Genomic DNA, 24,235 nt, shown 5'->3' on the forward strand with positions numbered 1-24,235 from the left:
AGACCTATACTCTAGTAACTGGTCTGATTTGTCATGGCGACAATGGACCCTACAATTCTGCGCTTCTTGCGATAGAAGTCGCTTTATTTAAAATAAAACATAAGAGGGTTTTGGTCATGAGCCAGAAAAACCTGTTTTCTAAGTCAGCTTTAGCAATAGCAGTGGCAATTGTATCATCCAACGCCGGCGCGGCTGGCTTTTTGCTCAATGAATATTCAACATCCGCACTGGGACGTGCGTTTTCTGGGGCAGGTGCGATGGGCGACAACGCAAGTGAGGGAAGCCGTAACCCTGCTGCGATGATGCTATTTGACCGACCATCTCTTTCTATCGGTGCTGTGTATATTGACCCAAGTGTTGATATTAAAGGCCGAAATGACGGTCGTTTAACAGCTAATGATATCGCACCAAGTGCTGTTGTCCCTAATGCGCACTTTATTTTCCCCGTTAATGATAAGTGGGCTGTTGGTACATCCATGACAACTAACTTCGGCTTAGCAACGGATTTTAATAAAAGTTATGCAGCAGGCCCTATCGGTGGAAAAACCGATTTAAAAACTGTTAACTTAAATTTAAGCGGCGCATACCGTTTAAATAACAACTTTAGTTTTGGTCTTGGTGCAAATGCGGTTTACGCTGATGCGGAGATCACTCGTCACGCAGGTGATTTAAGCCAGTTAGGCCCTATGCTAGGACTTAACAATATGGGTCCAAGCACTACCATGGCTAAATTAACAGGTGATGACTGGGGCTATGGTTGGAATGCTGGTATCCTTTATGAACTAAATGACGATAATCGTTTCAGTTTAACCTATCGCTCAAAAGTCAAAGTTAAATTCAAAGACGGAAAATACTCGAATGACCTACCGAGTAATAACCCAGCCCTTAATATGGTCGGAATTGTTGGAACTGACGGCAACAAAATTAAGGGTAAGCTAGATCTTAATTTACCTGATATTTGGGAATTTTCTGGTTATCATAAAGTCGCACCGAAATGGGCACTCCACTACAGCGTAGCTTATACTGGTTGGAGTGAGTTTAAAGATCTTACTGCATATCGTAGTAGCGATAACAAACAATTATTCCACAAAGCAGAAAACTTTGATGATGCATGGCGGTTTGCAATAGGTACAACCTATTTCTACAATGATAACTGGACATTCCGTACTGGTATTGCTTATGACGAAAGCCCTGTTCCATCCAAATATCGTTCCATTTCTATACCTGATCAAGATCGCTATTGGTTGAGCGTAGGAAGCACCTATGCATTTAACGAAGATGCCTCTATTGATGTAGGTATTTCTTATATGCATGGTAAGAAAGTGAACATAAATGAAAAACTTGTAGAAACAGATAAATTACCTTTAGGTACATACCAATTCAAATCTGAAGGCTCTGCTTGGTTATACGGTGTGAACTTTAACTACGCATTCTAATAAACCGAATGCTTAACTATCGGGGAGGCAACTCCCTGATAGCCCCACTCTCTCAGTGTTCAAAAAAACATCCCTATCATAAATTTATCTTGACCCTTACCACCCCCTCATGTAAATTAATTGTTAATAAAATAATTCTTATCTAAATTTCTACTTTTATACTAAAAATTAGCCCTATAAACTTTTTTCAGATAAATCCTTATATATTTCATTAGATTACCTTTCATTCTCTGAATGTTCTTATTTGCAAGCACAAGCCATACTCGTATTTTAGTATACAGATACACAAAAAATACGTATCCATTCATTAAACTGTATTATTAATGCAATAAATTCGCAGTAAAAGTACAAAAGAGGCAACAATGACAAAAACGTAGGGGGTTTTATGGGGACATTATTTACAGTAGGTTTTATTGGGGTGTTAGGGGTAATCGCCTTGATTGACACCGTTACCCAACGAGGAAAGCGAGACAATGACTAGCTGTTAATTTATCACTCTCACGTTTTAATCTAGACAAGAGAGTGATAAACCTTCCTGAGTCAATTCACCAAATTAATCAATCGAATCCAGATCCCCTTCAATTGCAGCTGCATTTGGGTTTTCAGTTGCTTTCAATACGCCGCCATTTGATAAGAAATCATTACGCTGGAAGTAAGCTTCACGCATCATTAAGTATGGGTCTGAAGAGTTTTTAAGTAACCCATCGGAATCCAGCAATCGTGCTCTTGTTTCTATCCCTTCAAGTGCCCATTTTCCTGCAGACATCCAGAATGTTAGATAGCTCAGCATTGGGTATAAACCATCAGCTAAATCCCCACCTTCCTCTCGTGGTGTTGCACTCCCATATCCTGGTAAAACGACATAAGGACCATAACCGACATCATAGTAACCGAGTGTATTACCAAAACGTTTAGGATCTTCTTTCGCTAATTGAGGATTCGCCATTGTTGCAACATCAATCAACCCACCCATACCAAATACCGTATTGAGGAAGAAACGGTTAAAGTGTTTAAACCCTTGGGTCACTTCCCCACGCAAGAAACTGTTCAGCATACTTGCAGGCTCTTCAAGGTTAACAAAGAAGTTGGATAATCCATTACGCGCAGGCATAGGAACATAATCATTCCAAGCAACAGCAACAGGCCTTAAAACATAAGGGTCTAAGACGTTGTAGTTAAAATTAAACATTGCTCGGTTAAAACCCTCTAATGGGTCTGAACGTTCTTGCGTATCTGGGTCAATATTACTTGCACAACCTGCAATTAATACACCCGCTAGAAAAACGCTAGTCATGCGAAACTTCATAACACTTTCTCCATTCCCTGCACCGCCCTGCTATGGTACTTTCCACAATATTCACGAATTTGATAATAATAAGGGGAAAAAATTATTTTTGTTAACCGTTTTGAGTGATTATACAGATCGACTTTTAATTATACCCTAGTTAATCATGCCATTATTATAAGAGTTATGGCTAATTCACACAAAACCATTTAAATATTGTTTTTATATATTCGAAAATAGTGTGCAGTGCCATCAATTTTTACTCAAGAATAAAAGCTAACTTAACGATTAGATAAAAAATATATCAATAAAAGAAAAAATCACTGTAAAATGAGCCTTTCACCATTACTTTTTGGTTTAATACGTATTTTAACCGCTAATCCTGTAAGCACAGTTCCCATCAGCCAACCTTTAAATACGTTACCATGCGAGGTGACGTGTCAGATAATTATTTAATAAAAGAAAGACTAAAAATCATACAAAATTGCCTCATTAGCAATAAATTGAATTAATTCTATGTAACAACTTGATTCCATTGGATGCGGACAGTAAAATGCAAACCCTGTTTAGCAATGACTGCCAAAAGTCCCCTTAGTTAAATGGATATAACGAGCCCCTCCTAAGGGCTAGTTGCAGGTTCGATTCCTGCAGGGGACACCAGTACAAACGAAACCAACCTATTCCCACTCCTCACAAAAAATCATAGCAACTATTCATGTTATGCCGAACTATACAAAGCTAAACTGGCATGAACACATGGTGGAGAGAACATTAGTCTTTAATTGATGGCTATTGATATTTGACTTATGTATATTGTTAATCACTTAATCATACGGATGTATGTATCGTCATGGCTGAACTGATTACTTATGAAATCATATTAGGGATTGCAGTGTTTTTTTGCTTTTGGAATATAGACAGAACCAATACTTTCTGGTCTTTTATTCGAGTTATCGCTGGAATATGCCTGATAGCCACCATGTGCATGCTTGGAATGATCATAGCGTACGTTGCATCATAGCAATCATCTATCTAACGTAAATATTGGAATATATGTAGTGACATTCACCGTTATTTATCTTTTATTTGCTGCCTTTTTACTCCTGTGGCTTGCTTATTGGAGCTTTTCAGCACTATTTCCAAAATCACCACCAAGTAGTGTTTTATGTCTTTTCGCTAGGACAATCATCGGTGTGTCCTTGGTCTTATCTGCTATCTATGTAGCTCTTGTCGCTTTCGCAATCACCATCTAGCTGAATGTTGAATGTTGAATTTCCTCCCTAGCCCTTTCAATCTCTCGAATGAATTTCTTGTCCAAGTTGCACTTTGCTATAGCGCTTATGGCATCAGCGAATCACTGAGGCATCTCACTCCAATTTACCTGTTCAGGAATATCAGGCTGTTTTAGCCTCCTCAGCTAGTAACATCAATTTGTTTTCTTTCAATATTAGCCTAAATCACATTAATAAATTCACCTGATAAATAATATTTACTACTCTATAGATATACACAGGCAGAAAAAATGCGTTATCTGAAAACATGATACTATTAACATTAATTATCGTTTCTGCAATTATCAGACTACTTGATTCATTCATTTTAATTACCAATTAAAAGTTTACATCAATATAGCTAACTAATCATACTTGTACCACTTGAGCACTCATATCGCAATTAACGGTAGGCAGGGCATACACAATATATTAGGAATACAAGTTAGAGGCTCTTGCTTAGTTAGCCAACAACTGAAACTTTCCTGTTACTATGAATAATCTGCTCTCTTAGGGAAAAACAGTGCTGGCAGTTCGTTTATCAGTCTAAATAGAAAAATCCTATTTTTCATCTGAACATTTTTATCAAGAATAGAACTTTCTATTATCAACTCTACTGCGCGTATTCACTGAGATAATCTATCAATGAAAAATTTTATCATTATTCTTTTTTTACCACTTTTACTTTTAGCCTGCACAAAGAAAGAGCGAAAATTAGTCGTTATTTCTGGAATGAGCAAAGCTGATGTCATTAAAATTGAAGGGATACCGATTAGCTCTGCCTCTCAAGCTCAGTATGATTTGTTATTTTATTCGGATCAAATATTAACCAATCTGCCAAGTCAGAAAGCGGATCATGTGTTTATCTTTATTGATAATAAATTGATGGAATACTCAACAATAAATATTCGTTCAATTCATGATGAAAGTACAAGGGTAGGATTAAATGCAGAACAGAGCCTAGCATGCTGGGTAAATCAATTAAACTTACCTGTTAATCCATCTGCTATTGCAAATGAAAATACAATAACAAATGGGGTCAATTGTTTTTCGAATGTACGTAATGAAGACAATTAATTTCACTATTTTAAATTCATTTTAGTCAAATAATGAGATTGCATTCCCGTTTCAGGAAAATCTGGCAGTGACATTTGCTGGATATAACCTAATTTTTGGTAGAATGGTAATGCTTGAAAACTAAATGTATCGACTAAAGAATGAAGGCAGCCTACTTTTGAAGCCTCATGCTCAGCTGCTTGCATTAATTGCCTCCCTATTCCTTCATTTCTCGCAGATTCACTTACCCATAAATAATCAATACATAACCAATTGGCTCTGATTGTTGCAATCAAGCCCCCCTGCATTACACCATCATCATCTTTAAAATATACCCCTAGTTGACCGAATCGAGAGGCATCTAAAAACTGTACATTAAAACTACGAAGCCCCGCCAGTAATTCATCACGATCTTCTGGACTTACTTCATGTGTAATAACAATATTCATATTCAATTATATTCATTCTGGTTATACGTATTGGTATTTCGAACATACTTATATGATAAAGTAAATAGGTGAGTAAGATTTATAAAGAAAAAATAAAATGCGGTGACTCATTAAAAAACATCGGTTTCTAATATTTGAGCAATTAAATCGGCAACAGATAACACTAAAGACGATTTGACCATTTGTTGATAGCGTTGTTTCTGTAAACTCATTAGCTGCTGGTCAACCATGTCCTCAGGTTGATCAAAACGCATCATTTCAGGTAATGGCCCTATACAGTGAAGTGTTTTAATACTGCCTATTATTTCATCATCGGTATAATCTAATTTTAATTCTTGGTGAGATAACGAGTCATTTAATGCTAAAAATAATTCAATATCTTCATAGGTTTCGCGTGTTATAGCTCCCAAAGCAAATAACAATTTTAAACGTACAGATAAATCACCTAATGGGCCATTTCCTGTTAAAAGAGGTTCAACCGCATATTTTACGGCATAATCATCCTTTCTAAACACTTTTAACATCAACTTATCAATAGCTTGTGAAATAAGAATAATAGCCTCTTGAACAAACAAATGTAATTCTGGCCGCTGATTTAGCCGTTCAAGAATTTGATTTTCAATGTCTTGTTTATTTTCCATAATAATTTCTTTTGTCACTTTATGGCCAGCAGCTTGATATTTATTCGCAACTAACCATAAAGTGATTAAACCTCACCAATTAACTCATTATCCGTAATATTACCTATTACTCTACTTCATTAGCTCATACTGCGCACAAATTTTATTAATAATGACAGGGTGATGTTGAAGTCCACTTAATTCAACTATAGCTTGATATAGACCTTTATCTTCAATTAGAGCTGTCATTTCAATAGATTGAGGGTCACTAGTGCATCTAAAATGAAGCGCTGCTGCAATACCCATTATCAAATTCTTATTAGGGAGTTCATACTCTAATGTCCCCAATAGTGGCTTAATCAATCTATCTTCAGGGCTGAGTTTACGAATAGGTTGGCGCCCTACTCGACTCACATCATCCTTTAAATAAGGGTTAGCAAAGCGGCTTAATATTTTTTCAATATATTGCTGGTGCTTATCTGCATTAAACCCATACCGTTGAATTAAAACTTGCCCACTTTCTTCCATTGCAGCTTTTACGATAGCGAGAATCTTAGGGTCATTAATGGCATCTCTGATTGTTTGGTAGCCATATAATTGGCCTAGATATGCAGTAATCGCATGGCCTGTATTTAACGTGAATAGTTTTCGCTCAACAAATGCCATTAAATTATCCGTCAACTCCATACCGTCGATTGTCGGAATATTGCCAATAAATTGTGTTTTGTCGACAATCCATTCACTGAATGATTCGACAGTTACAGAAAGAGGGTCATCATTCGCTGCATCCATTGGAGGAACAATCCGGTCAACGGCGGAGTCAACAAAACCAACATATTGTTCAACCCATCCGTGTGTTTCTACAGGTAATTGAGCAAGAATATGTCGTTTTAATTGGCTTGTTCCTCTAACCATATTTTCACACGCAATAATATTGAGGGGCTTTTGGTTATTTAATTTACATCTTAAAGCAATACCTTGCGCTAAAGTCCCTGCTATTTTTTCGAGAATTTGTGGGCCTACTGCGGTTGTCACCATATCTGCAGAGGCTATATATTCTATTGTCTTTGGATCATTAGAATTAATTGCGTGCACATTTTGTACTTTTTCTATGCTACTTTCTTGCCCAACAACATGAACCTGATATGACTGCTGATGCTCTAGCTGATCAATTAATGGCTGATTAACATCGGTAAATGTGAGTTGTGAATTCGCATCAGAAAGTAATTTACCAATAAAACCACGACCGATATTACCTGCACCAAAATGAATGACTTTCATTGTTATTCTCCTCACGCTGCACTTTGCGATGCTAAAATTTCGAGCACTTCTTGAATACTTTGGGTATTACACAATTTATCTATCACCCCATCTTCATCTAGTGCAGAGGTGATTCGTGTAATCACTTCAATATGCTCATTATTTTGTGCCGCGATGCCAATAACAAGACGTGCAATTTCATCGGGTTCATCTCCGAATTGAACACCTTCAGGATATTGGCAAATAACAATACCCGTTTTTAAAACACGATCTTTCGCTTCAATAGTTCCATGTGGGACTGCAATTGATTCACCAAGATAAGTTGAGGTTAATTTTTCTCTCGCTAACATCGCTTCAATATAATCAGGTTCTACATACCCACCCTCAACTAATTTTTGTCCCGCAAATTGAATTGCTTGCGTTTTATTCTTCGCTGATAAATTTAAGTAAATATGCTTGGCGCTAAGTGTAAACAACGCTTCATCTTTATCTTTATCTTCAATATCAAAAGATTCATCATTTGCAGCAACAATTGTTTGCTTGATTAAGCGTCCATCATTTGCAGCAGTAGGATGTTTTTTCGCGATTAAATTAGTCACTAAATCATTATATATTTGACCATCTAAGAAATTCGCTAAAGAAATGTGCATTGCATTAGGTGCAAATGTTTTAGCTCTTTCAGTGAGGTCTTTGTGCGTTATCACAATATCAACACTCGTAGGAAGGTCATTGATAGCCATGTTCGTGACATAAATATCAAGCAACCCCGCATCACGAATCTTTTTCGCTAATACACCTGCTCCCATCGCACTGGAGCCCATTCCCGCATCACAAGCAACAATAATATTACGCACATTTGCAAGATTAACTGTTGAATTGTTATTCGTTACTTCCTTGCTCGATGATTTAGATTGCGCTTTCATATCACGCATTTTTTTCGTCGCATTATCTAATTCATCATCGTCGCCCACACGGGTTCTTTTTAATAAAATTGCAGAAACTAAGAAAGAAACAAGTGTTGCACTAATCACAGACAGAATAACGCCAATTAAAGATGATTTTGGTGTCATCAGTAAAACTGCAAAAATAGAGCCTGGTGATGCAGGAGAGACTAAACCAGCATGAAATAGGTTCATCACAAACACACCTGTCATGCCACCAAGAATAACTGCAAGAATTAACCGCGGATTCATTAAAACGTATGGGAAATAAATTTCGTGGATCCCGCCGAAAAAGTGAATAATTGCAGCACCAGGCGCAGACTGTTTAGCATTCCCTTTACCAAAAAACATGTATGCCAATAACACACCCAAACCTGGACCTGGGTTAGCTTCTATTAAGAAAAAAATAGACGCACCTGTTTCAGTCGCTTGTTGAATACCTAATGGGGAAAAGATTCCGTGGTTAATGGCATTATTCAAAAAGAGTATTTTGGCTGGCTCAACAAAAATCGAAGTTAAGGGCAGTAGATTATTTTCTACCATCACATTTACACCCGCCGCCAACACTTTTGATAAGCCAGCAACGAGAGGCCCAATAGCAAGGTAAGCAAGTATCGCCAAAAGCATACCAATAATGCCAGATGAAAAGTTATTTACTAGCATTTCAAAGCCCGTTTTGACTTTACCATCTATCCAGCTATCAAAACGTTTAATAGCATAACCACCTAATGGCCCTGCAATCATTGCCCCCATAAACATTGGCATATCGGCACCAACAATTACCCCCATTGTTGTAATGGCCCCGACAATACCCCCTCTTTCACCACCTATAAGACGACCGCCCGTATAACCAATTAGCAGTGGTAATAAATAGGTGATCATTGGACCTACAAGCTGTGCCAACGTTTCATTTGGCCACCACCCCGTAGGGATAAAGAGCGCGGTAATTAAGCCCCACGCAATGAAAGCACCAATATTAGGCATAACCATATTACTGAGGAAACGCCCAAAATTCTGTACCTTTAATTTGATATTTGATGTTACCATGATAGAACCCCGTGGTACGAGAACGATAAGATTGCAACGTTATCGCCAAATAACGTTAGTGAATATTTAGACGCTTTCACTCTAACATGGCCTTTATCAGATGCGTACCACGCGGGCCTTATGTGACGGAAGTCACCTAAACCCCCCTCATCCCCCCACCTAAATATTGATCATGCTCACAAATAAATAGTGTAGTTTTACTACAAAGACGTTTTTTCACATAAAAAAAGCAAAAAAACGAGATTAATATCACATAAAAATACTTACCTTAATTTTCAGAAAAGAGATCCTGATCACAAATTATTTTCATATTCACCTTTTTTAACTCCATTAAAAACTCGATTAACCTTTTTATAGCTAGTAGATTTTATTTTGTAATTAATTTTCACTCGTTACTTATTTCAAAAAAGCACCTATGAAATGGATATAAAGTTGAAAATACAGGCTTAGCACTCATCTCATTTTGTATTTTCTATCTTTTTGCGATATCGTTAATAGGATTAACTGCAACTTATTATTATCCAAAGAATATTTAGCCTTGATTCAAAAGATGTTCACCGATAAATTATTCTTAAACCTCTTCATTAAAATGTGAATATAATGACTTTAACCATTATTGTTTTTCTTTTGGTTTACGTTGCCATGGGCTTTGGTAAGTTACCTGGCTTTAAAGTAGATAGAACGGGAGCCGCTATTATTGGTGCCTTGGCCATGATGGCAGCTGATAGCATTACCCCACCACATGCATGGAATGCCATTGATTATCGGACAATTGGGATGCTGTTCGGCTTAATGGTCGTATCTGCATCATTTGTTGTATCTGGTTTTTATAGTTGGACAGCGAACCGTGTTGCGATGCTAAAAGTTTCTCCTCCAGCACTTTTAGCCGTATTAATCGGTGTTGGCGGAATTCTTTCCGCTTTATTAACCAATGATGTTGTCGTTGTAGCCATGACACCATTATTAGTTTCTATTAGCTTATCTCGCGGTTTAAACCCTATTCCATTTTTATTAGGCTTTTGTTTTGCCGCAAATAACGGTGCTGCAGGCTCATTAATTGGTAGCCCACAGAATATGATTGCAGCTCAAGGGCTCGATATTTCCTTTGTCGGTTTATTAGAAGCTTCCGCAATCCCTGCCTTACTGTCATTACCTATCACGTGGTTCGTCTTAGTTTGGCTGTACCGCAAGCGTTGGTACATAGCTAAGGACGAAACGCAAACTACAGTATCGACAATGCAAGAAAACCTCAATGTGTGGGAAACGACTAAAGCAGGAGTTATTACGCTTGCCGTTATTATTGCGTTTATTGTAAGTGATATCCCAAGGGAATTAATTGCCCTTACTGCTGCCGGATTCTTATTATTAAACCGCTCAATCGCATCAAGCGATATGCTTAAGTTAGTTGATGGGAATTTGTTACTCTTAATTATGGGACTGTTTGTCGTCAATGCCGCGTTTGCCTCAACAGGTATTCCCCAGCAACTCCTCGATGATTTACGCACCCATGGCGTTGATTTAAATAATCCATTCGCTTTATTCTTAGTGACTGGAGTTCTCAGCACAATTGTGGGAAATAACCCTTCGGTAATGCTACTCGTTCCATTTTTAACCCCTGATGGAAATGCTGACGCCCTTGGTGCAGCATTAGTGCTAGGCTCAGGGTTTTCCAGCAATTTATTAGTATTTGGCAGCCTTGCAGGTATTATTGTTGTTGAACAAGCCGCGGCTTATGGCGTAAAAATATCGTTTAGTGAGTTTGCAAAATCTGGTGGTGTTGTTGCCGCGTTATGTATGATATTAGCGGCAATATGGATAGTATTAGTCTTGTAAGAATAATTGCAATTTATTACCAGCCACGCTAAGTAAATGGCTGGTAATAAAATTTCAATATTTAGGGAAGAATAGCAAATGAACGCACAGGAAACCCACTCGCATTATTTGGTTTAGCGACAATATTAAAGATCACTGCCCCACGAGTCGGTACTTTATCCAAGTTTGCCAGCAGTTCCACTTGGTAAGTATCTTGATCTAAAACGTAATACTCCCCAAGTAACGCATTATTTTTACGGAAATCTTTTGCCGCATCTGTATCAAACGTTTCATGTCCAATTGCTTTAATACCCCGTTCTTCAAATAAGAACTTTAAGGCATCCATCCCCCAGCCAGGTATTTGGTTATTACCTTCTTCGTCTTTATTATCCATAAGCTCTTGTGATGGCCAACGTTTGCTCCAATCTGTTCTTAGTGCAACAAAACTGTCAGGTTCAATTTTTCCATGCTGTTCCTCAAAAGTCAGTACATCATTAAGAGAAAATGCAAAGTTTGGATCTTGTTTTGCTCTTTCGGATTGATCAATAACAATTAAAGGTAAAACGAGTTCTTTTAGCTCTAGCTCATGCAGAAAACGTTTACCTTCAACAAAATGACATGGCGCATCAATGTGCGTGCCATATTGCCCTGGGAAGGTAAATTGCTGAGCAAAGAAACCTTCTGCATAGCCAAATAAGGTTTTAAACTCAGCAGCATCAAACATAAAAAAATGCGGTGAATTCCCATCAAAGCTGTGTGTTAAATCAACCCATTTCTTGCTCTTTATAATATTAAATGCATCAATCAGTTCGTGACTCATATTCTTCCCCTGTCAGGTTGATTTTGTTCAGTGTTTTTATGACGTTGTATTTTTTGTTGTGTTACTTATCTATTTAATAGCAGTAAAAATATTGTGTTGTCTAGGAATTTAATAAGAATAAATTTCATATTAAGTTTTAAAAAAGCCACTTATTAATTTAATAATAAGTGGCTAGGTAAGAATAAAAAAATAAAAATTAGACTAGGATTTTATTTAGGGTATTTATTCCAGCTTTCTGGTTCGATAAAGCCATCATAAATACGCTGAGAACGAATATAATCCGCATATTCTTTAGACTCAAAAGCCTCTTTTAAATCCTTAGCCCATTGAGAATCAAGATCTTTTTGCATGACAGTGACAATAACACGGTGTTCTAATGGTGAGTTTTCAACAACTAATCCATCGGCAATACGCTGGCCTGCACTTGCGACATAATTGCCATTTACCACAACAAAATCAACATCATCAAGTAATCTTAATCCTTGAGCTGCGTCCGTTTCACGCACATCTAAATGATATTTTCCTGATGAAATATCATTAACACTAAAACTCAATGTGCTGACATTCGGTTTAATTTTAATCCAGCCTAGTTGTTCTAAGATCCGCGCCCCTCTTTCTGCATTTACAGGGTCGTTAGATAAAGCGACAATCATGCCATCTTTTACATCATCAATTGATTTGTGTTTATTTGAACGTAAACTTTGTGGCGCGCTTGGTGAGTCTGTCAATGCGACCATATTAATATTATTCTTTTTGTTATATGCATCCATATATGCGCGGCTTTGGTTCACCGATGCATCAATAGAACCTTCTTCAAATGCAGGATTAATTTGCCTATTTTGTGAAAATTGACGCAAAGTTACCTTATAGCCTTTTTTCTCTAAAATAGGGACGATTCCTTTATCTACTTGATCGATATAATTACCAACTCCAAAACCTATCGTAATCTGTTTTTTATTTGGATTATCTTTTTCATTGTTATCACCACATGCTGAAAGCACAAAAACAGCTGATGCGATTAAAGATAAATTTATTAATTTTTGTTTTAACATATGTAACAACCCTGTGAAAATATTTCAGCCAGTATAATCATATTAATTTGGTTGTTCTTAGATCAGATAATTATAACTTAGTTAATTAGTGATATAAGAATAGGTTTTAATTCCTTTAAGTTATATGGATATAACAAATAGATCGTTCGATAAATGATGTGATTGATATGTAATGAAGGAGATAAAAAACGTTTAAAAAAAGTGAGTTGCTTTATGACTATTTTCAATAATGATTTAATTAACACCCTGACACACTTGCCACCAGATTCCGATTTAGCATTAATCCGCCAAGACCGATCAGCCGCAACCTTAAATACCCAAGCCGCATACAGCGAAATTTTCTCTGTACCATCAACACAATTTCCTATTGATGTTCGTTATGGTTTTGCGCATCAGGTTGCAAAATTGACTGGCAGCCAAACATTAGCAGATTTTTATTTTCAACAAGCACCAGCACTAAAAATAGAAAATCTTTCACCTGCTCTGCAAGCTGCTGCGGAATATCTGCAAATATTAACGTTATCTCCTAAAGATACTCAGTTTTCACTCATCGAAACCTTAATTACACAAGGCTGGGAAAATAGCGACATCGTTTTGCTCGCTCAGTTAATTACCTTTGTCACCTATCAAGCTCGTTTAGTCGAAGGTATTGAGCTCTTAACGACATCTAAAAATGATCCACGGAATGTCGCGAAAATAGTCGCGGGCAAATGGAATCATCAACCTTTCACTCGCCAGGGACGCCCATCTCCTACCGCCTTTACACAAGATAATTTAGGTTGGGAAGCTTGGATAACGGCTAGAAAAGCAGAAACGCTAAGCGATGAAGAAACTCAGGTGATGAAAAAATTTGGTCAATTAACCTCTGAATACTTTCTTCTGCTCGCTCACCAAAGCAAGATTTTAGAAATTAGAACCTTAATCGATCGTGGTGTCTTTTACACCGCTGGCGGCCTACCACGCTGGGAACGTGAGTTTGCAGCTGCCGCTGTCAGTAAAGTGAATGGTTGCATTTACTGTGCTTCTGTTCATGCACGCAAAGCCAGCCAGTATGCCAAAGAACGCCGTAGTGATGTCGATAAGCTATTAGCAACGCCGACAGGTGAGATTCTTGCGGATGGCTTTGACGATAGATTGTTAGCAATCACCGATCTCGTGGCGTCTTTATCAGCAACACCGATTCAAGCAACAATATCTCAAGTCGCAACACTACGCCAACTGGGACTATCTGAACTCGAATTGCTTGATTTAATTCAGTCTACTGCGTTTTTCTCATGGGCAAACCGCTTAATGCTTTCCCTCGGTGAGCCATTTGAAATTATGGAGGATAAGGAATAATTTCATGGATAGGATCATTGGCTTAGCGGCTTTAGAAGCGCACATTGCACAAGATTTGCAATATCTTAATCTCCCAATCACATCATGGGCATTATCAGATAATAATATCAACAAACAACATATTGACGTTGCCATTATTGGTGCTGGTATGTCAGGTGTCACGGCTGCATTTGCACTCAAGTTACGTGGTATTAATGCAGTCGTATTTGATAAAGCCATTACTGGAAGTGAAGGGCCTTGGCAAAAACCTGCTCTCATGGAAACACTACGTTCGCCAAAACAGGTTGTAGGGCCCGCTTTAGCTTCCCCCTCATTGACCTTTCAAGCGTGGTTCAAAGCGCAGTTTGGCGATGAAAAATGGGAAGAGTTAGATAAAATTCCTCGCCTTCAGTGGGGAGAGTATTTGCAGTGGTTTAAAGCGATTACTGCACCAAAAGTATTTAATCAATACGAACTGATTGACCTACATTTAACCGATAATGGTAGCAAGTTAATTTTTAAAACACCTGAAGGAACAACAAATTACATCGCACAGCATGTTATTTTAGCCACAGGTATGGAATCCTTTAGTGAACCGAATATTCCCAGTTTTATGGATAATATTCCACAAAACTATTGGGAGCATTCGTATGCAGGCACTGATTACAGCCGCTTTAAAGGGTTAGACATTGGTGTTGTTGGTTATAGCGCAGGTGCAATGGATAGTTCTGCAACAGCCTTAGAGAACGGGGCTAAGAGTGTGGAAATTTTAATCCGTGCCACAGATATGCCACGGGTAAACAGAGGTAAAGTTGCAGGAAGCGCGGGTTTTACGAGTGCTTATGCCTATTTTACAGATGCACAAAAATGGCATTATTCAGCGTATGTTGCTGAAGCTAAAACCCCTGCCCCTCATGGCAGTACTTTACGAGTTTCTTGTCATCCAAATGCTTTTTTTAATTTTAATACTCAAATTAAACAGATTGAATTAAAAGATAAAAAACTACATATTTCGACGACAACTGAACAATTCACGTTAGATTATTTGATCCTCGCGACAGGATATAAAATTAATTGGTTCAAACATCCTGCATTTAACCAAATTACCCCTCTAATTAAAACGTGGGCTGATGTTTATACTCCACCAATCAACGAAGCGAATAGTGAACTCGGCGCACACCCTTATTTAGGCTCGCATTTTGAATTACAAGGCAAAAAAACGGCTGACACTGAAAAGTTAAAACAATTTTATTGTTTCAATTTAAGTGCTTCACTTAGCATGGGCCCTGTTATTGGTTTGATCCCTGGTACCAATACAGGTGCAGAGCGTTTAGCTGATCATATTGCCGCTCAATTGTACCTCGCTCATAGAGAAGAACACCTCGAATTAGTGAAAACAAGCCAAGAATTTGAATTATTAGGTGATGAATGGCAACCAGCAGCCTTGCCTTCAGAACGTATGCAGCTAACTGATAATGTAGAGTAAACTATGATTACATTTCAAAATGTCCAAAAAGTATATGAAAAAGATGGGCAATCTTTAGTTGCATTGCAAGATATTAACTTGCATATCAATAAAGGAGATATCTTTGGATTTATTGGCTATAGCGGAGCAGGAAAAAGCTCACTTATTCGTTTGGTCAATCAATTAGAAAAGCCCTCCAGTGGTGCTGTGATTATTGATGGGCAAAATATTGCTCATCAAACTCCCGCTGAAATTCGGGCCCATAAGAGAAGTATAGGAATGATTTTCCAGCATTTTAATTTACTGGAAACCAAAACTGTCGCTCAAAATATTGCAATGCCCTTGGTCTTGCTAGGACTTGATAAAAACGAAATCAGTCAACGTGTTGATAGCATTCTTGAATATGTAGAGCTGAGTGATAAAAAAAATCAATACCCAGGTCAATTATCTGGTGGGCAAAAACAACGCGTGGGTATTGCCCGTGCCCTTATCAATAACCCACAAATTCTGCTGTGTGATGAAGCCACATCTGCCCTTGACCCGCAAACGACACGCTCCATCTTACAGCTATTAAAAAAAATCAGTCGAGAACAAAATATTACCATCTTACTTGTGACACACGAAATGGAAGTTATAGAGCAAGTCTGTAACCGTGTTGCGGTGATGGAGGCGGGTAAAGTCGTGGAAGAAGGCACTGTATTAGATATTTTTGCAAATCCTAAACATTCAACGACCCAAAAGTTTGTTGGGACTGTTTTAAATGAAGAAATACCAGAGCGTGTGCTGCACAATTTAGACCACCAGCAAGATGTTTATCGCCTTGAATTCCTCGGGTCATCAGCTCAAGAGCCTGTTGTTAATGAGCTAATTTTAAAAAAAATCGTCAAAATAAATATTCTCTTTGCCAATATGAAAGAAATCAGTGGGGTAGTACTCGGCAGCATGTTTGTGCAGATTGTGGGTGATAAAGCACAGATTGAAGAAGCTATACAGTTTTTACGCCTGCGTGGCGTAGCGGTTAGCCAGGGGGCATTATGACAGAGTTATTTGAAACAGCCTTAACAAGTAAACAATTTTTACTCGCTATGTCAGAAACATTCACCATGGTGAGTATTGCCTTAGTACTCGGTTCCTTGTTTGGTATTTTACTGGGTATATTACTCGTTATAACGAGACCTGAAGGGATTTGGGAAAACAAATACATATACCGAATTGTTAACCCAATTATCAATATCATTCGCTCTTTACCATTCATTATCTTATTAGTGGCGATGATCCCACTAACCCGTTTTATGGTCGGAACATCGATAGGAACAACCGCGGCAATAGTGCCATTAGTGATTTTTATTGCTCCCTACACTGCCCGCTTAGTGGAAAATTCTCTTTTAAGCGTACACTCAGGGATCATTGAAGCGGCAGATTCTATGGGTGCAACAAATTGGCAAATTGTTTGGCATTTCATTTTACCAGAAGCTAAATCTTCTCTTATTTTAAGTTTGACTGCAGCAAGTATTACTTTAGTCGGTGCGACAGCTATGGCAGGAGCAGTAGGCGGTGGTGGTGTTGGCGATCTTGCTTTGAACTATGGCTATCAACGCTTTGATAATGTGGCAATGGCCATTACTGTTGTGACATTAATCATCATTGTCCAAGGGATGCAATTTATTGGCGACTACCTTGCCAGAAAAGCGCGTTTTCATTGATGATTCTTAAAGTTGGTAGCGTTGCGTTATCAACTTTATTTTTCTATTTTCGCGGTTTCAATTTAGCTCACCTAGTAGCGAATCTAAAGCTTGACTATTTATCCTGTAATTAATCTCTGTTTAATTTAAAGTTAATTTCAGGCATATTATATAATAAAAAAATAAAAGCCCATTACAGGCTTTTATTTTTAAAGTTACGCAGTATGAGAGATAAATAATGTATTTATTCTTTTTAATGAATTTAAAATGGTGATCAAACTTAATTTAAGTCCTTAATTGAAACAATTAGAAGTTAAAATCAAGTTAAGTTTCATTATGAGACAAAATAATTATTTATATTATACTAAAGAATAAATAGAATCATCGATCCCTTTAGTATCCCTTCTTTCTTCTGGTTGGGTATCATCTTGCAGCACTTCACTAAAAAACTCACCCATATTAACGCCTAAGACTTTTAATACGCGAACTAAACAATCAATATCAATACGATTTACACCGCGCTCATAACGAAATAATTGTTGTTCACTAATATCTATCTCTTTAGCTAACTGAAACACAGTATAGCCTTGAGCTTTTCTTAGCGTTTTAATTTTTTGTCCAACTGCACAAGCGACAGGATATTTTGTATTCATAAACATTCTCGCTTCAATTTATATTAATGAAATAAAAATTAGCAGATAAGTAGCTGCCATTTTTTTATTTTTTATGTTTTATATAATAAGTAGAACTTTGATAGTATTGCTGACGATTCAGCATATATCGATGGGAATGATATACTAGCAATCTAATTAGTTTCAACTAATCTTAAAATGATGTTACATTTATGTAACGAGATATTACAAGTCATTTACCCTATAAAAAAACAATAATTATCCCATAAATATCATACTATTATGATTAGTAAGGCAACTCCCACCCTTACCCATATTACTTGTATCACAATGAACACAACGGAATATTACACTAAAATAACAGATTTTATCCGATGTATCATCTGAAAACAAAGGAAATAAATAGAATAATTTAACACTGTAACAATATTAATGATTTTAAGAATGAACAATCATTTAACGAATAAAAAACAATCAGATATCATTTATATCTGTAAACAATGGTAAAAATAATAAGTTTTACCTCTAAAAACCTTTGGCAACATTAAATATCAATAACATATAGGAATGAATATTCTGTTACAATTAATGAAACGCTAAATTTTTAAAGTAGCATGGTAAATATTTACCAAATAACAGTGCTCAACATAACAAAACCATAACGTTAAGGAAGTTTATTATTCACTTTACTTGATGAACATCACAAAAATATGACAAACTAATACTATTAGATTATCTTATTTTAATATTGATAATTTTATCTTCGAATGAAAGTGGCGATATTAAACCCTCAAAATTTACAAATTATTAAAATTTAACCCCAAAAATACTCAAACACCCTTTTTAACGTTAAACATCCATATTTATTATGAACACATTCTAATCTAACGTTATAAAGTAATTCTCTTTACTTTATAATTCATTATTTGTAAGTTATTGATAATAGTACTAAAAATATACCTCTATATCCTCAATCATAGCAGCAGTCAGGAAAAGGTATCGCTTATATTGATTTTCAATGAGTAGATGACCTTTCAGAACATGAAATATATAGAAATAGTCCTTCAACCTTTAAGCACTATGTTCTGTTATACACTATTGGATGCTTAGATGATGGCTTAAGATGGTGGGTCGTGCAGGATTTAAATCCTTCGGATTTAGCCTTCGGCCTGAACCTGCAACCAGCTTGTCGAGGTATCGCTAACCGATTGAGTATTTACTGGATTATGTTTTGGAAGCTGAGATGATGGCTTGAGATGGTGGGTCGTGCAGGATTTAAATCCTTCGGATTTAGCCTTCGGCCTGAACCTGCAACCAGCTTATCGAGGTATCGCTAACCGATTAAGTATTTACTGGATTATGTTTTGGAAGCTGAGGTGATGACTTAAGATGGTGGGTCGTGCAGGATTTAAATCCTTCGGATTTAGCCTTCGGCCTGAACCTGCAACCAGCTTGTCGAGGTATCGCTAACCGATTGAGTATTTACTGGATTATGTTTTGGAAGCTGAGGTGATGGCTTAAGATGGTGGGTCGTGCAGGATTTAAATCCTTCGGATTTAGCCTTCGGCCTGAACCTGCAACCAGCTTGTCGAGGTATCGCTAACCGATTGAGTATTTACTGGATTATGTTTTGGAAGCTGAGGTGATGACTTAAGATGGTGGGTCGAGCAGGATTTAAATCCTTCGGATTTAGCCTTCGGATTTAGCCTTCGGCCTGAACCTGCAACCAGCTTGTCGAGGTATCGCTAACCGATTGAGTATTTACTGGATTATGTTTTGGAAGCTGAGATGATGGCTTAAGATGGTGGGTCGTGCAGGATTCGAACCTGCGACCAATTGATTAAAAGTCAACTGCTCTACCGACTGAGCTAACGACCCATCTAGATTTGATTTGTGTTTTAATGTGAGTAGTTAATGAAGTGGTGGGCGATAGCGGGCTCGAACCACTGACCCCCTCCTTGTAAGGGAGGTGCTCTACCAACTGAGCTAATCGCCCACTTCATAACTTGTACCACATTATAAATGATTGGTGGGCGATAGCGGGCTCGAACCACTGACCCCCTCCTTGTAAGGGAGGTGCTCTACCAACTGAGCTAATCGCCCAATCATTTATTTTTCATCGTCAACGGTGGTGGGCGATAGCGGGCTCGAACCACTGACCCCCTCCTTGTAAGGGAGGTGCTCTACCAACTGAGCTAATCGCCCCGTCGTCGATGGAGGTGCATTATAGGGATACGGAGTTCAGAGTCAACGCTTTTTCGATAGATTTTTTTCGTTCGTTGCAAAATTAATCAAGATGTTTCAATATTCGCCAGAAAAGCTGCCTTTTTAATCAATTACCTATATAATTTAGCGTTTATATTCTTTCATAAACAGAAAATAAATTTTCACTTCAGCTTCAATTTCATTTTTTGCCTCACTTTTCCATTTTCTTTTCTTGTATCTTCATAACTTGATTGAGGAATCACCACAGGATGATAGAATAGAGGCACATTTTAGCAATGCTGACAGACTTCACGCGTTTAAAGCTTCATACGGCACTATTATCTATTGTAATGTGTTGCATACATTAGCCTTCTATTTATTCAGCCGTGAACTCTTAAGCACTTCAAAAACAATGTTTTGCAATTAAGGCAATCTCGATGAGTAAAATCAAAACCCGTTTTGCACCAAGCCCAACTGGCTATTTACACGTTGGTGGTGCGCGTACCGCTCTTTATTCCTGGTTATTTAGTCGCCACAACCAGGGCGAATTTGTCCTGCGCATTGAAGATACCGACTTAGAACGTTCAACTCAGGAAGCTATCGATGCCATTATGGACGGTATGAACTGGTTGAATTTAAATTGGGATGAAGGCCCTTATTATCAGACCAAGCGTTTTGATCGTTATAACGCAGTGATTGACCAAATGTTAGAAGCTGGCACCGCTTATCGTTGTTTTTGCTCAAAAGAACGTTTGGAAGCTCTGCGTGAAGAGCAAATGGCGAACAATGAAAAACCTCGCTATGACGGTTGCTGCCGCGACCATGCGCATAACCACACCGCTGATGAACCGCATGTTGTTCGTTTCCGTAACCCGCAAGACGGTTCTGTGATTTTTGACGATAAAATCCGCGGCCCAATTGAATTTAGTAACCAAGAGTTAGACGATTTAATTATTCGTCGCACTGATGGCTCACCAACTTATAACTTCTGTGTTGTTATTGATGACTGGGATATGGAAATTACTCACGTTATCCGCGGTGAAGACCATATCAACAATACACCTCGTCAAATCAACATTCTAAAAGCACTAGGCGCACCAGTACCTGTGTATGCACACGTTTCCATGATTTTAGGTGATGACGGTAAAAAACTGTCTAAACGCCATGGTGCTGTAAGTGTCATGCAATACCGTGATGATGGTTATTTGCCACAAGCGCTACTGAACTATTTAGTCCGTCTAGGTTGGTCTCACGGTGACCAAGAAATTTTCACCGTTGACGAAATGAAAGAATTTTTCAGCCTTGATGCAATCAGCAAATCAGCAAGTGCATTTAACACTGAAAAACTGCAATGGCTAAATCACCATTATATCAATACATTGCCTGCTGAAGAGGTGGCTGTGTACCTTGCATGGCATATTGAGCAACAACATATTGATACCCGCAATGGCCCTCAATTAGTTGAGCTAATTAAGTTACTTGGCGAACGTTGTAAGACACTGAAAGAAATGGCTGAATCTTGTCATTATTTCTATCAAGACTTTGAAGAGTTCGATGCAGACGCAGCGAAAAAACACCTGCGCCCTGTTGCTCGCCAACCATTAGAAGTGGTTAAAGAAAAATTAACCGCAATCACCGATTGGACCGCAGAAAATGTCCACCAAGCAATTGAAGCCACTGCCGCTGAATTAGACGTGGGAATGGGTAAAGTGGGTATGCCGTTACGTGTTGCTGTGACGGGTGCTGGCCAGTCCCCAGGCCTCGATGTGACCGTCCACGCCATTGGTCAAGCACGTTCTATTGCACGCATTGAAAAAGCCTTAGCATTTATTGCTGAACGCGAATCTTCTGCACAATAATTTATGCCATTTCTGCCCTCATTTCTTGGGGGCAGTTTTTTCTCTCTTATTTCTATCCTTGCGTTGATTGCAAAATGCTCTATATTTCAGCAATTAAACGGAAAAGCCGATTATTTTATTGACACTCCTACCGAGCTTGAATATGATGCCTCCCGTCCAAAAGATTTTGATTGGGGCTATAGCTCAGCTGGGAGAGCGCTTGCATGGCATGCAAGAGGTCAGCGGTTCGATCCCGCTTAGCTCCACCATCTAATTCCCTGTTAGATGGCTCTAAATAACAAAGTCTATCGATTTGGGGCTATAGCTCAGCTGGGAGAGCGCTTGCATGGCATGCAAGAGGTCAGCGGTTCGATCCCGCTTAGCTCCACCATAATTTCCTTCTGCTTTATCTTTCTTAAATCTAATAATTTCGAGCCTCAAAATACCCCTATTGTACTCAGCAGTATTCGGCGTATCCAACCTCAAACACTTCATAAGGAAAGCCTGTAATCTCACGTTTTATCATCTATTACTGTGCTGTATAGCCACCATCAATAGGAATAAACGCCCCCGTTATAAAACTGCTGTCTGTTGATAATAAAAAAGCCACCACATTGGCGATTTCCTCTGTTTTTGCCATCCTCCCCATCGGGTGCGTTGATGCCATCCAATTTTGAGTATCCTGCGGTAACATCGCAATATTCGGTGTTTCAACATAGCCTGGCCCTACAGCATTAATCCGTATGCCTTTTTGGGCATTCTCTAATGCCGCTGAACGAGTGAGGCCTAACACCGCGTGTTTCGCTGCGGTATAAGGGACTATCCCTGCTATCCCTGTTACACCATTGCAAGCGGATAAGTTTACTATTGCCCCACCGCCACTGCGATGAATTGCAGGTATGGCATATTTCAAGCCATGAAATGCCCCTGTAATATCCGTTTCAATCACGTCATGCCATGCTTCTAATGGATAATCTTCGATATTCACACCATGTGGACCTGTCACCCCCGCGTTGTTGACTAAGAAATGCAGTGCACCATATTTCATTTCTACCTGCTCAATCGTTGATTGAAAATCCTTTGCGCTTGCCACATCCATTTTTATTACACTAATACGCTCCCCTGTTGGTGTAATTTCCTGGGCTGCCTGCGTTAGTGCATCTTCATGACGTCCTGTCATAACGACTGTCGCACCCAATGAGTGTAGTTTTTGTGCAATTCCAAAACCGACACCTGTAGATGCCCCTGTTACCAATGCGATTTGATTTGTGAATTGTTGCATAGCCGCCTCAATTATAATTAACTTTAGTTAACTATAATTGATTAACTTTGGTTAATCAATGCCTCGTTTTCTTCCTAGCGCCAAGGTATACTTCAACTGTTGAATAATAAGGAAGAATTTTTATGCCCAGTACCCTTGAAGACGCATTATCATTATTGCAATGCACACTTGTTGCTCGCCGTGTCAGTTTCACACCTGAGCAAATTACATGGGGACAATACGATGTACTGGAGATATTGAGGCTTAAAGGTGACTTAACACCAAGCCAGCTAAGTCAATCACTGGGAATTTCACGGCAAAATTTATCGAAGTTTTTGCGGGTATTAAAATCTTTTGAGTTTGTCGAACAATATCAGTCTGAAGAAGATAAGCGGGAATTGATCACCCACTTAACAGAAAAAGGGGCTCATTTTTTACAGCGTGCAGCAACAGGGCGAGCAGAAAATGCATTAAAAGTTAAAGCCGCATTAACGCAGCAAGAACAAGATATCTTTATTCAATTGAGCAAAAAAATTACTGCCGCTTTAGGGCATGAGTGATCTGATCACTTAGCCCGTTTTAGTGGCTTTACAAGCCCTTCTAACCCTTCAATTTTTAACCCAAGGGCCATTTCCATTAATTGGCCAAGACGCCCTGGTGGGAACTCTCCTTTCTTATAAAACCAAAGAAGGTATTCCTCAGGCAAATCAATCAAGATACAGCCTTTATATTTACCAAATGGCATATAGGTATTTGCCATATCGATAAGATCTTGCTTTTCCATTC

The 24,235-nt window shown here is 38.3% G+C and carries 19 protein-coding genes and 7 tRNA genes; 12 read left to right on the top strand and 14 right to left on the bottom strand.

Annotation, left to right across the window (positions count from 1 at the left end; all coding sequences use genetic code 11):
• Positions 1-116 precede the first annotated feature (116 nt).
• On the top strand, positions 117-1,436 hold the full coding sequence (gene fadL, locus M1F05_RS12730; RefSeq protein WP_206082410.1) for a long-chain fatty acid transporter FadL: 1,320 nt from the start codon (positions 117-119) through the stop codon (positions 1,434-1,436).
• Positions 1,437-1,989: 553 nt separating this feature from the next.
• Here the strand turns inward: fadL and mlaA are convergent.
• Positions 1,990-2,742, bottom strand: a complete 753-nt coding sequence (gene mlaA, locus M1F05_RS12735; RefSeq protein WP_206082411.1) for a phospholipid-binding lipoprotein MlaA — start codon at positions 2,740-2,742, stop codon at positions 1,990-1,992.
• 564 nt (positions 2,743-3,306) lie between these two features.
• On the opposite strand from mlaA, the gene M1F05_RS12740 reads away from it, so the two are divergent.
• Both M1F05_RS12740 and M1F05_RS12745 read left to right on the top strand, forming a co-directional pair.
• Positions 3,307-3,381, top strand: a tRNA-Arg gene (locus tag M1F05_RS12740).
• A gap of 1,256 nt (positions 3,382-4,637) precedes the next feature.
• Complete coding sequence (locus M1F05_RS12745) at positions 4,638-5,069, top strand: hypothetical protein (protein WP_206082412.1); 432 nt, start codon at positions 4,638-4,640, stop codon at positions 5,067-5,069.
• Positions 5,070-5,074: 5 nt separating this feature from the next.
• Here the strand turns inward: M1F05_RS12745 and M1F05_RS12750 are convergent, their stop codons facing one another.
• From M1F05_RS12750 to M1F05_RS12765, 4 genes are all read right to left on the bottom strand, one after another.
• A complete protein-coding gene (locus tag M1F05_RS12750) occupies positions 5,075-5,497 on the bottom strand; it encodes a GNAT family N-acetyltransferase (protein WP_206082413.1) in 423 nt (140 codons plus the stop codon).
• A gap of 110 nt (positions 5,498-5,607) precedes the next feature.
• Positions 5,608-6,138, bottom strand: coding sequence for an MltR family transcriptional regulator (locus tag M1F05_RS12755; protein WP_206082414.1), 531 nt, complete (start codon positions 6,136-6,138; stop codon positions 5,608-5,610).
• A 111-nt stretch (positions 6,139-6,249) separates the two neighbouring features.
• Positions 6,250-7,398, bottom strand: coding sequence for a mannitol-1-phosphate 5-dehydrogenase (locus M1F05_RS12760; RefSeq protein ID WP_206082415.1), 1,149 nt, complete (start codon positions 7,396-7,398; stop codon positions 6,250-6,252).
• Positions 7,399-7,409: 11 nt separating this feature from the next.
• Positions 7,410-9,365, bottom strand: a complete 1,956-nt coding sequence (locus M1F05_RS12765; protein WP_206082416.1) for a PTS mannitol transporter subunit IICBA — start codon at positions 9,363-9,365, stop codon at positions 7,410-7,412.
• Between the two features lie 600 nt (positions 9,366-9,965).
• Between M1F05_RS12765 and M1F05_RS12770 the strand changes: the two genes are divergently transcribed.
• Positions 9,966-11,198, top strand: coding sequence for an SLC13 family permease (locus tag M1F05_RS12770; RefSeq protein WP_206082417.1), 1,233 nt, complete (start codon positions 9,966-9,968; stop codon positions 11,196-11,198).
• A 61-nt stretch (positions 11,199-11,259) separates the two neighbouring features.
• On the opposite strand, the gene M1F05_RS12775 is transcribed toward M1F05_RS12770, so the two are convergent.
• Positions 11,260-11,997 carry a cyclase family protein gene (locus tag M1F05_RS12775; protein WP_206082418.1) on the bottom strand — a complete coding sequence of 246 codons (738 nt, stop codon included), beginning with the start codon at positions 11,995-11,997 and terminating at the stop codon, positions 11,260-11,262.
• 209 nt (positions 11,998-12,206) lie between these two features.
• Positions 12,207-13,049, bottom strand: coding sequence for a MetQ/NlpA family ABC transporter substrate-binding protein (locus M1F05_RS12780; RefSeq protein ID WP_206082419.1), 843 nt, complete (start codon positions 13,047-13,049; stop codon positions 12,207-12,209).
• A gap of 213 nt (positions 13,050-13,262) precedes the next feature.
• Between M1F05_RS12780 and M1F05_RS12785 the strand changes: the two genes are divergently transcribed.
• The 4 genes from M1F05_RS12785 to M1F05_RS12800 are packed head-to-tail and all read left to right on the top strand — an operon-like array spanning position 13,263 to position 17,534.
• The gene (locus tag M1F05_RS12785; RefSeq protein ID WP_206082420.1) at positions 13,263-14,387 is read left to right on the top strand and encodes a CMD domain-containing protein; all 1,125 of its coding nucleotides are present in this window, start codon (positions 13,263-13,265) and stop codon (positions 14,385-14,387) included.
• Positions 14,388-14,391: 4 nt separating this feature from the next.
• The gene (locus tag M1F05_RS12790) at positions 14,392-15,852 is read left to right on the top strand and encodes an NAD(P)-binding domain-containing protein (RefSeq protein ID WP_206082421.1); all 1,461 of its coding nucleotides are present in this window, start codon (positions 14,392-14,394) and stop codon (positions 15,850-15,852) included.
• Positions 15,853-15,855: 3 nt separating this feature from the next.
• Complete coding sequence (locus M1F05_RS12795) at positions 15,856-16,869, top strand: methionine ABC transporter ATP-binding protein (protein ID WP_206082422.1); 1,014 nt, start codon at positions 15,856-15,858, stop codon at positions 16,867-16,869.
• Positions 16,866-17,534, top strand: a complete 669-nt coding sequence (locus M1F05_RS12800; protein ID WP_206082423.1) for a methionine ABC transporter permease — start codon at positions 16,866-16,868, stop codon at positions 17,532-17,534. The genes M1F05_RS12795 and M1F05_RS12800 overlap by 4 nt, the downstream gene beginning before the upstream one ends.
• 338 nt (positions 17,535-17,872) lie before the next feature.
• Here the strand turns inward: M1F05_RS12800 and M1F05_RS12805 are convergent, their stop codons facing one another.
• From M1F05_RS12805 to M1F05_RS12825, 5 genes are all read right to left on the bottom strand, one after another.
• Complete coding sequence (locus M1F05_RS12805) at positions 17,873-18,166, bottom strand: helix-turn-helix domain-containing protein (RefSeq protein ID WP_206082424.1); 294 nt, start codon at positions 18,164-18,166, stop codon at positions 17,873-17,875.
• 1,781 nt (positions 18,167-19,947) lie between these two features.
• Positions 19,948-20,023 (bottom strand) — tRNA-Lys (locus tag M1F05_RS12810).
• A 42-nt stretch (positions 20,024-20,065) separates the two neighbouring features.
• A tRNA-Val gene (locus M1F05_RS12815) sits at positions 20,066-20,141 on the bottom strand.
• Between the two features lie 31 nt (positions 20,142-20,172).
• Positions 20,173-20,248: transfer RNA gene (locus M1F05_RS12820), tRNA-Val, on the bottom strand.
• A gap of 26 nt (positions 20,249-20,274) precedes the next feature.
• A tRNA-Val gene (locus M1F05_RS12825) sits at positions 20,275-20,350 on the bottom strand.
• 437 nt (positions 20,351-20,787) lie between these two features.
• Here M1F05_RS12825 and gltX point away from each other — a divergent pair.
• The 3 genes from gltX to M1F05_RS12840 all read left to right on the top strand — a co-directional run bounded on the left by gltX (position 20,788) and on the right by M1F05_RS12840 (position 22,579).
• On the top strand, positions 20,788-22,209 hold the full coding sequence (gene gltX, locus M1F05_RS12830) for a glutamate--tRNA ligase (protein ID WP_206082425.1): 1,422 nt from the start codon (positions 20,788-20,790) through the stop codon (positions 22,207-22,209).
• A 172-nt stretch (positions 22,210-22,381) separates the two neighbouring features.
• A tRNA-Ala gene (locus M1F05_RS12835) sits at positions 22,382-22,457 on the top strand.
• A gap of 46 nt (positions 22,458-22,503) precedes the next feature.
• Positions 22,504-22,579: transfer RNA gene (locus M1F05_RS12840), tRNA-Ala, on the top strand.
• 138 nt (positions 22,580-22,717) lie between these two features.
• Here M1F05_RS12840 and M1F05_RS12845 read toward each other — a convergent pair.
• Positions 22,718-23,470 (bottom strand): SDR family NAD(P)-dependent oxidoreductase, encoded by a 753-nt coding sequence (locus M1F05_RS12845; protein ID WP_318825854.1) that lies wholly within the window; start codon positions 23,468-23,470, stop codon positions 22,718-22,720.
• 122 nt (positions 23,471-23,592) lie between these two features.
• On the opposite strand from M1F05_RS12845, the gene M1F05_RS12850 reads away from it, so the two are divergent.
• The gene (locus tag M1F05_RS12850) at positions 23,593-24,009 is read left to right on the top strand and encodes a MarR family transcriptional regulator (protein ID WP_206082427.1); all 417 of its coding nucleotides are present in this window, start codon (positions 23,593-23,595) and stop codon (positions 24,007-24,009) included.
• Positions 24,010-24,014: 5 nt separating this feature from the next.
• Here M1F05_RS12850 and M1F05_RS12855 read toward each other — a convergent pair whose 3' ends face one another.
• Positions 24,015-24,233, bottom strand: a complete 219-nt coding sequence (locus M1F05_RS12855; protein WP_206082428.1) for a DUF3820 family protein — start codon at positions 24,231-24,233, stop codon at positions 24,015-24,017.
• Positions 24,234-24,235: the final 2 nt, after the last annotated feature.

It is taken from the genome of Providencia sp. PROV252, from assembly GCF_033676005.1.
In the GTDB taxonomy this organism is placed as follows: Bacteria; Pseudomonadota; Gammaproteobacteria; order Enterobacterales; family Enterobacteriaceae; genus Providencia; species Providencia vermicola.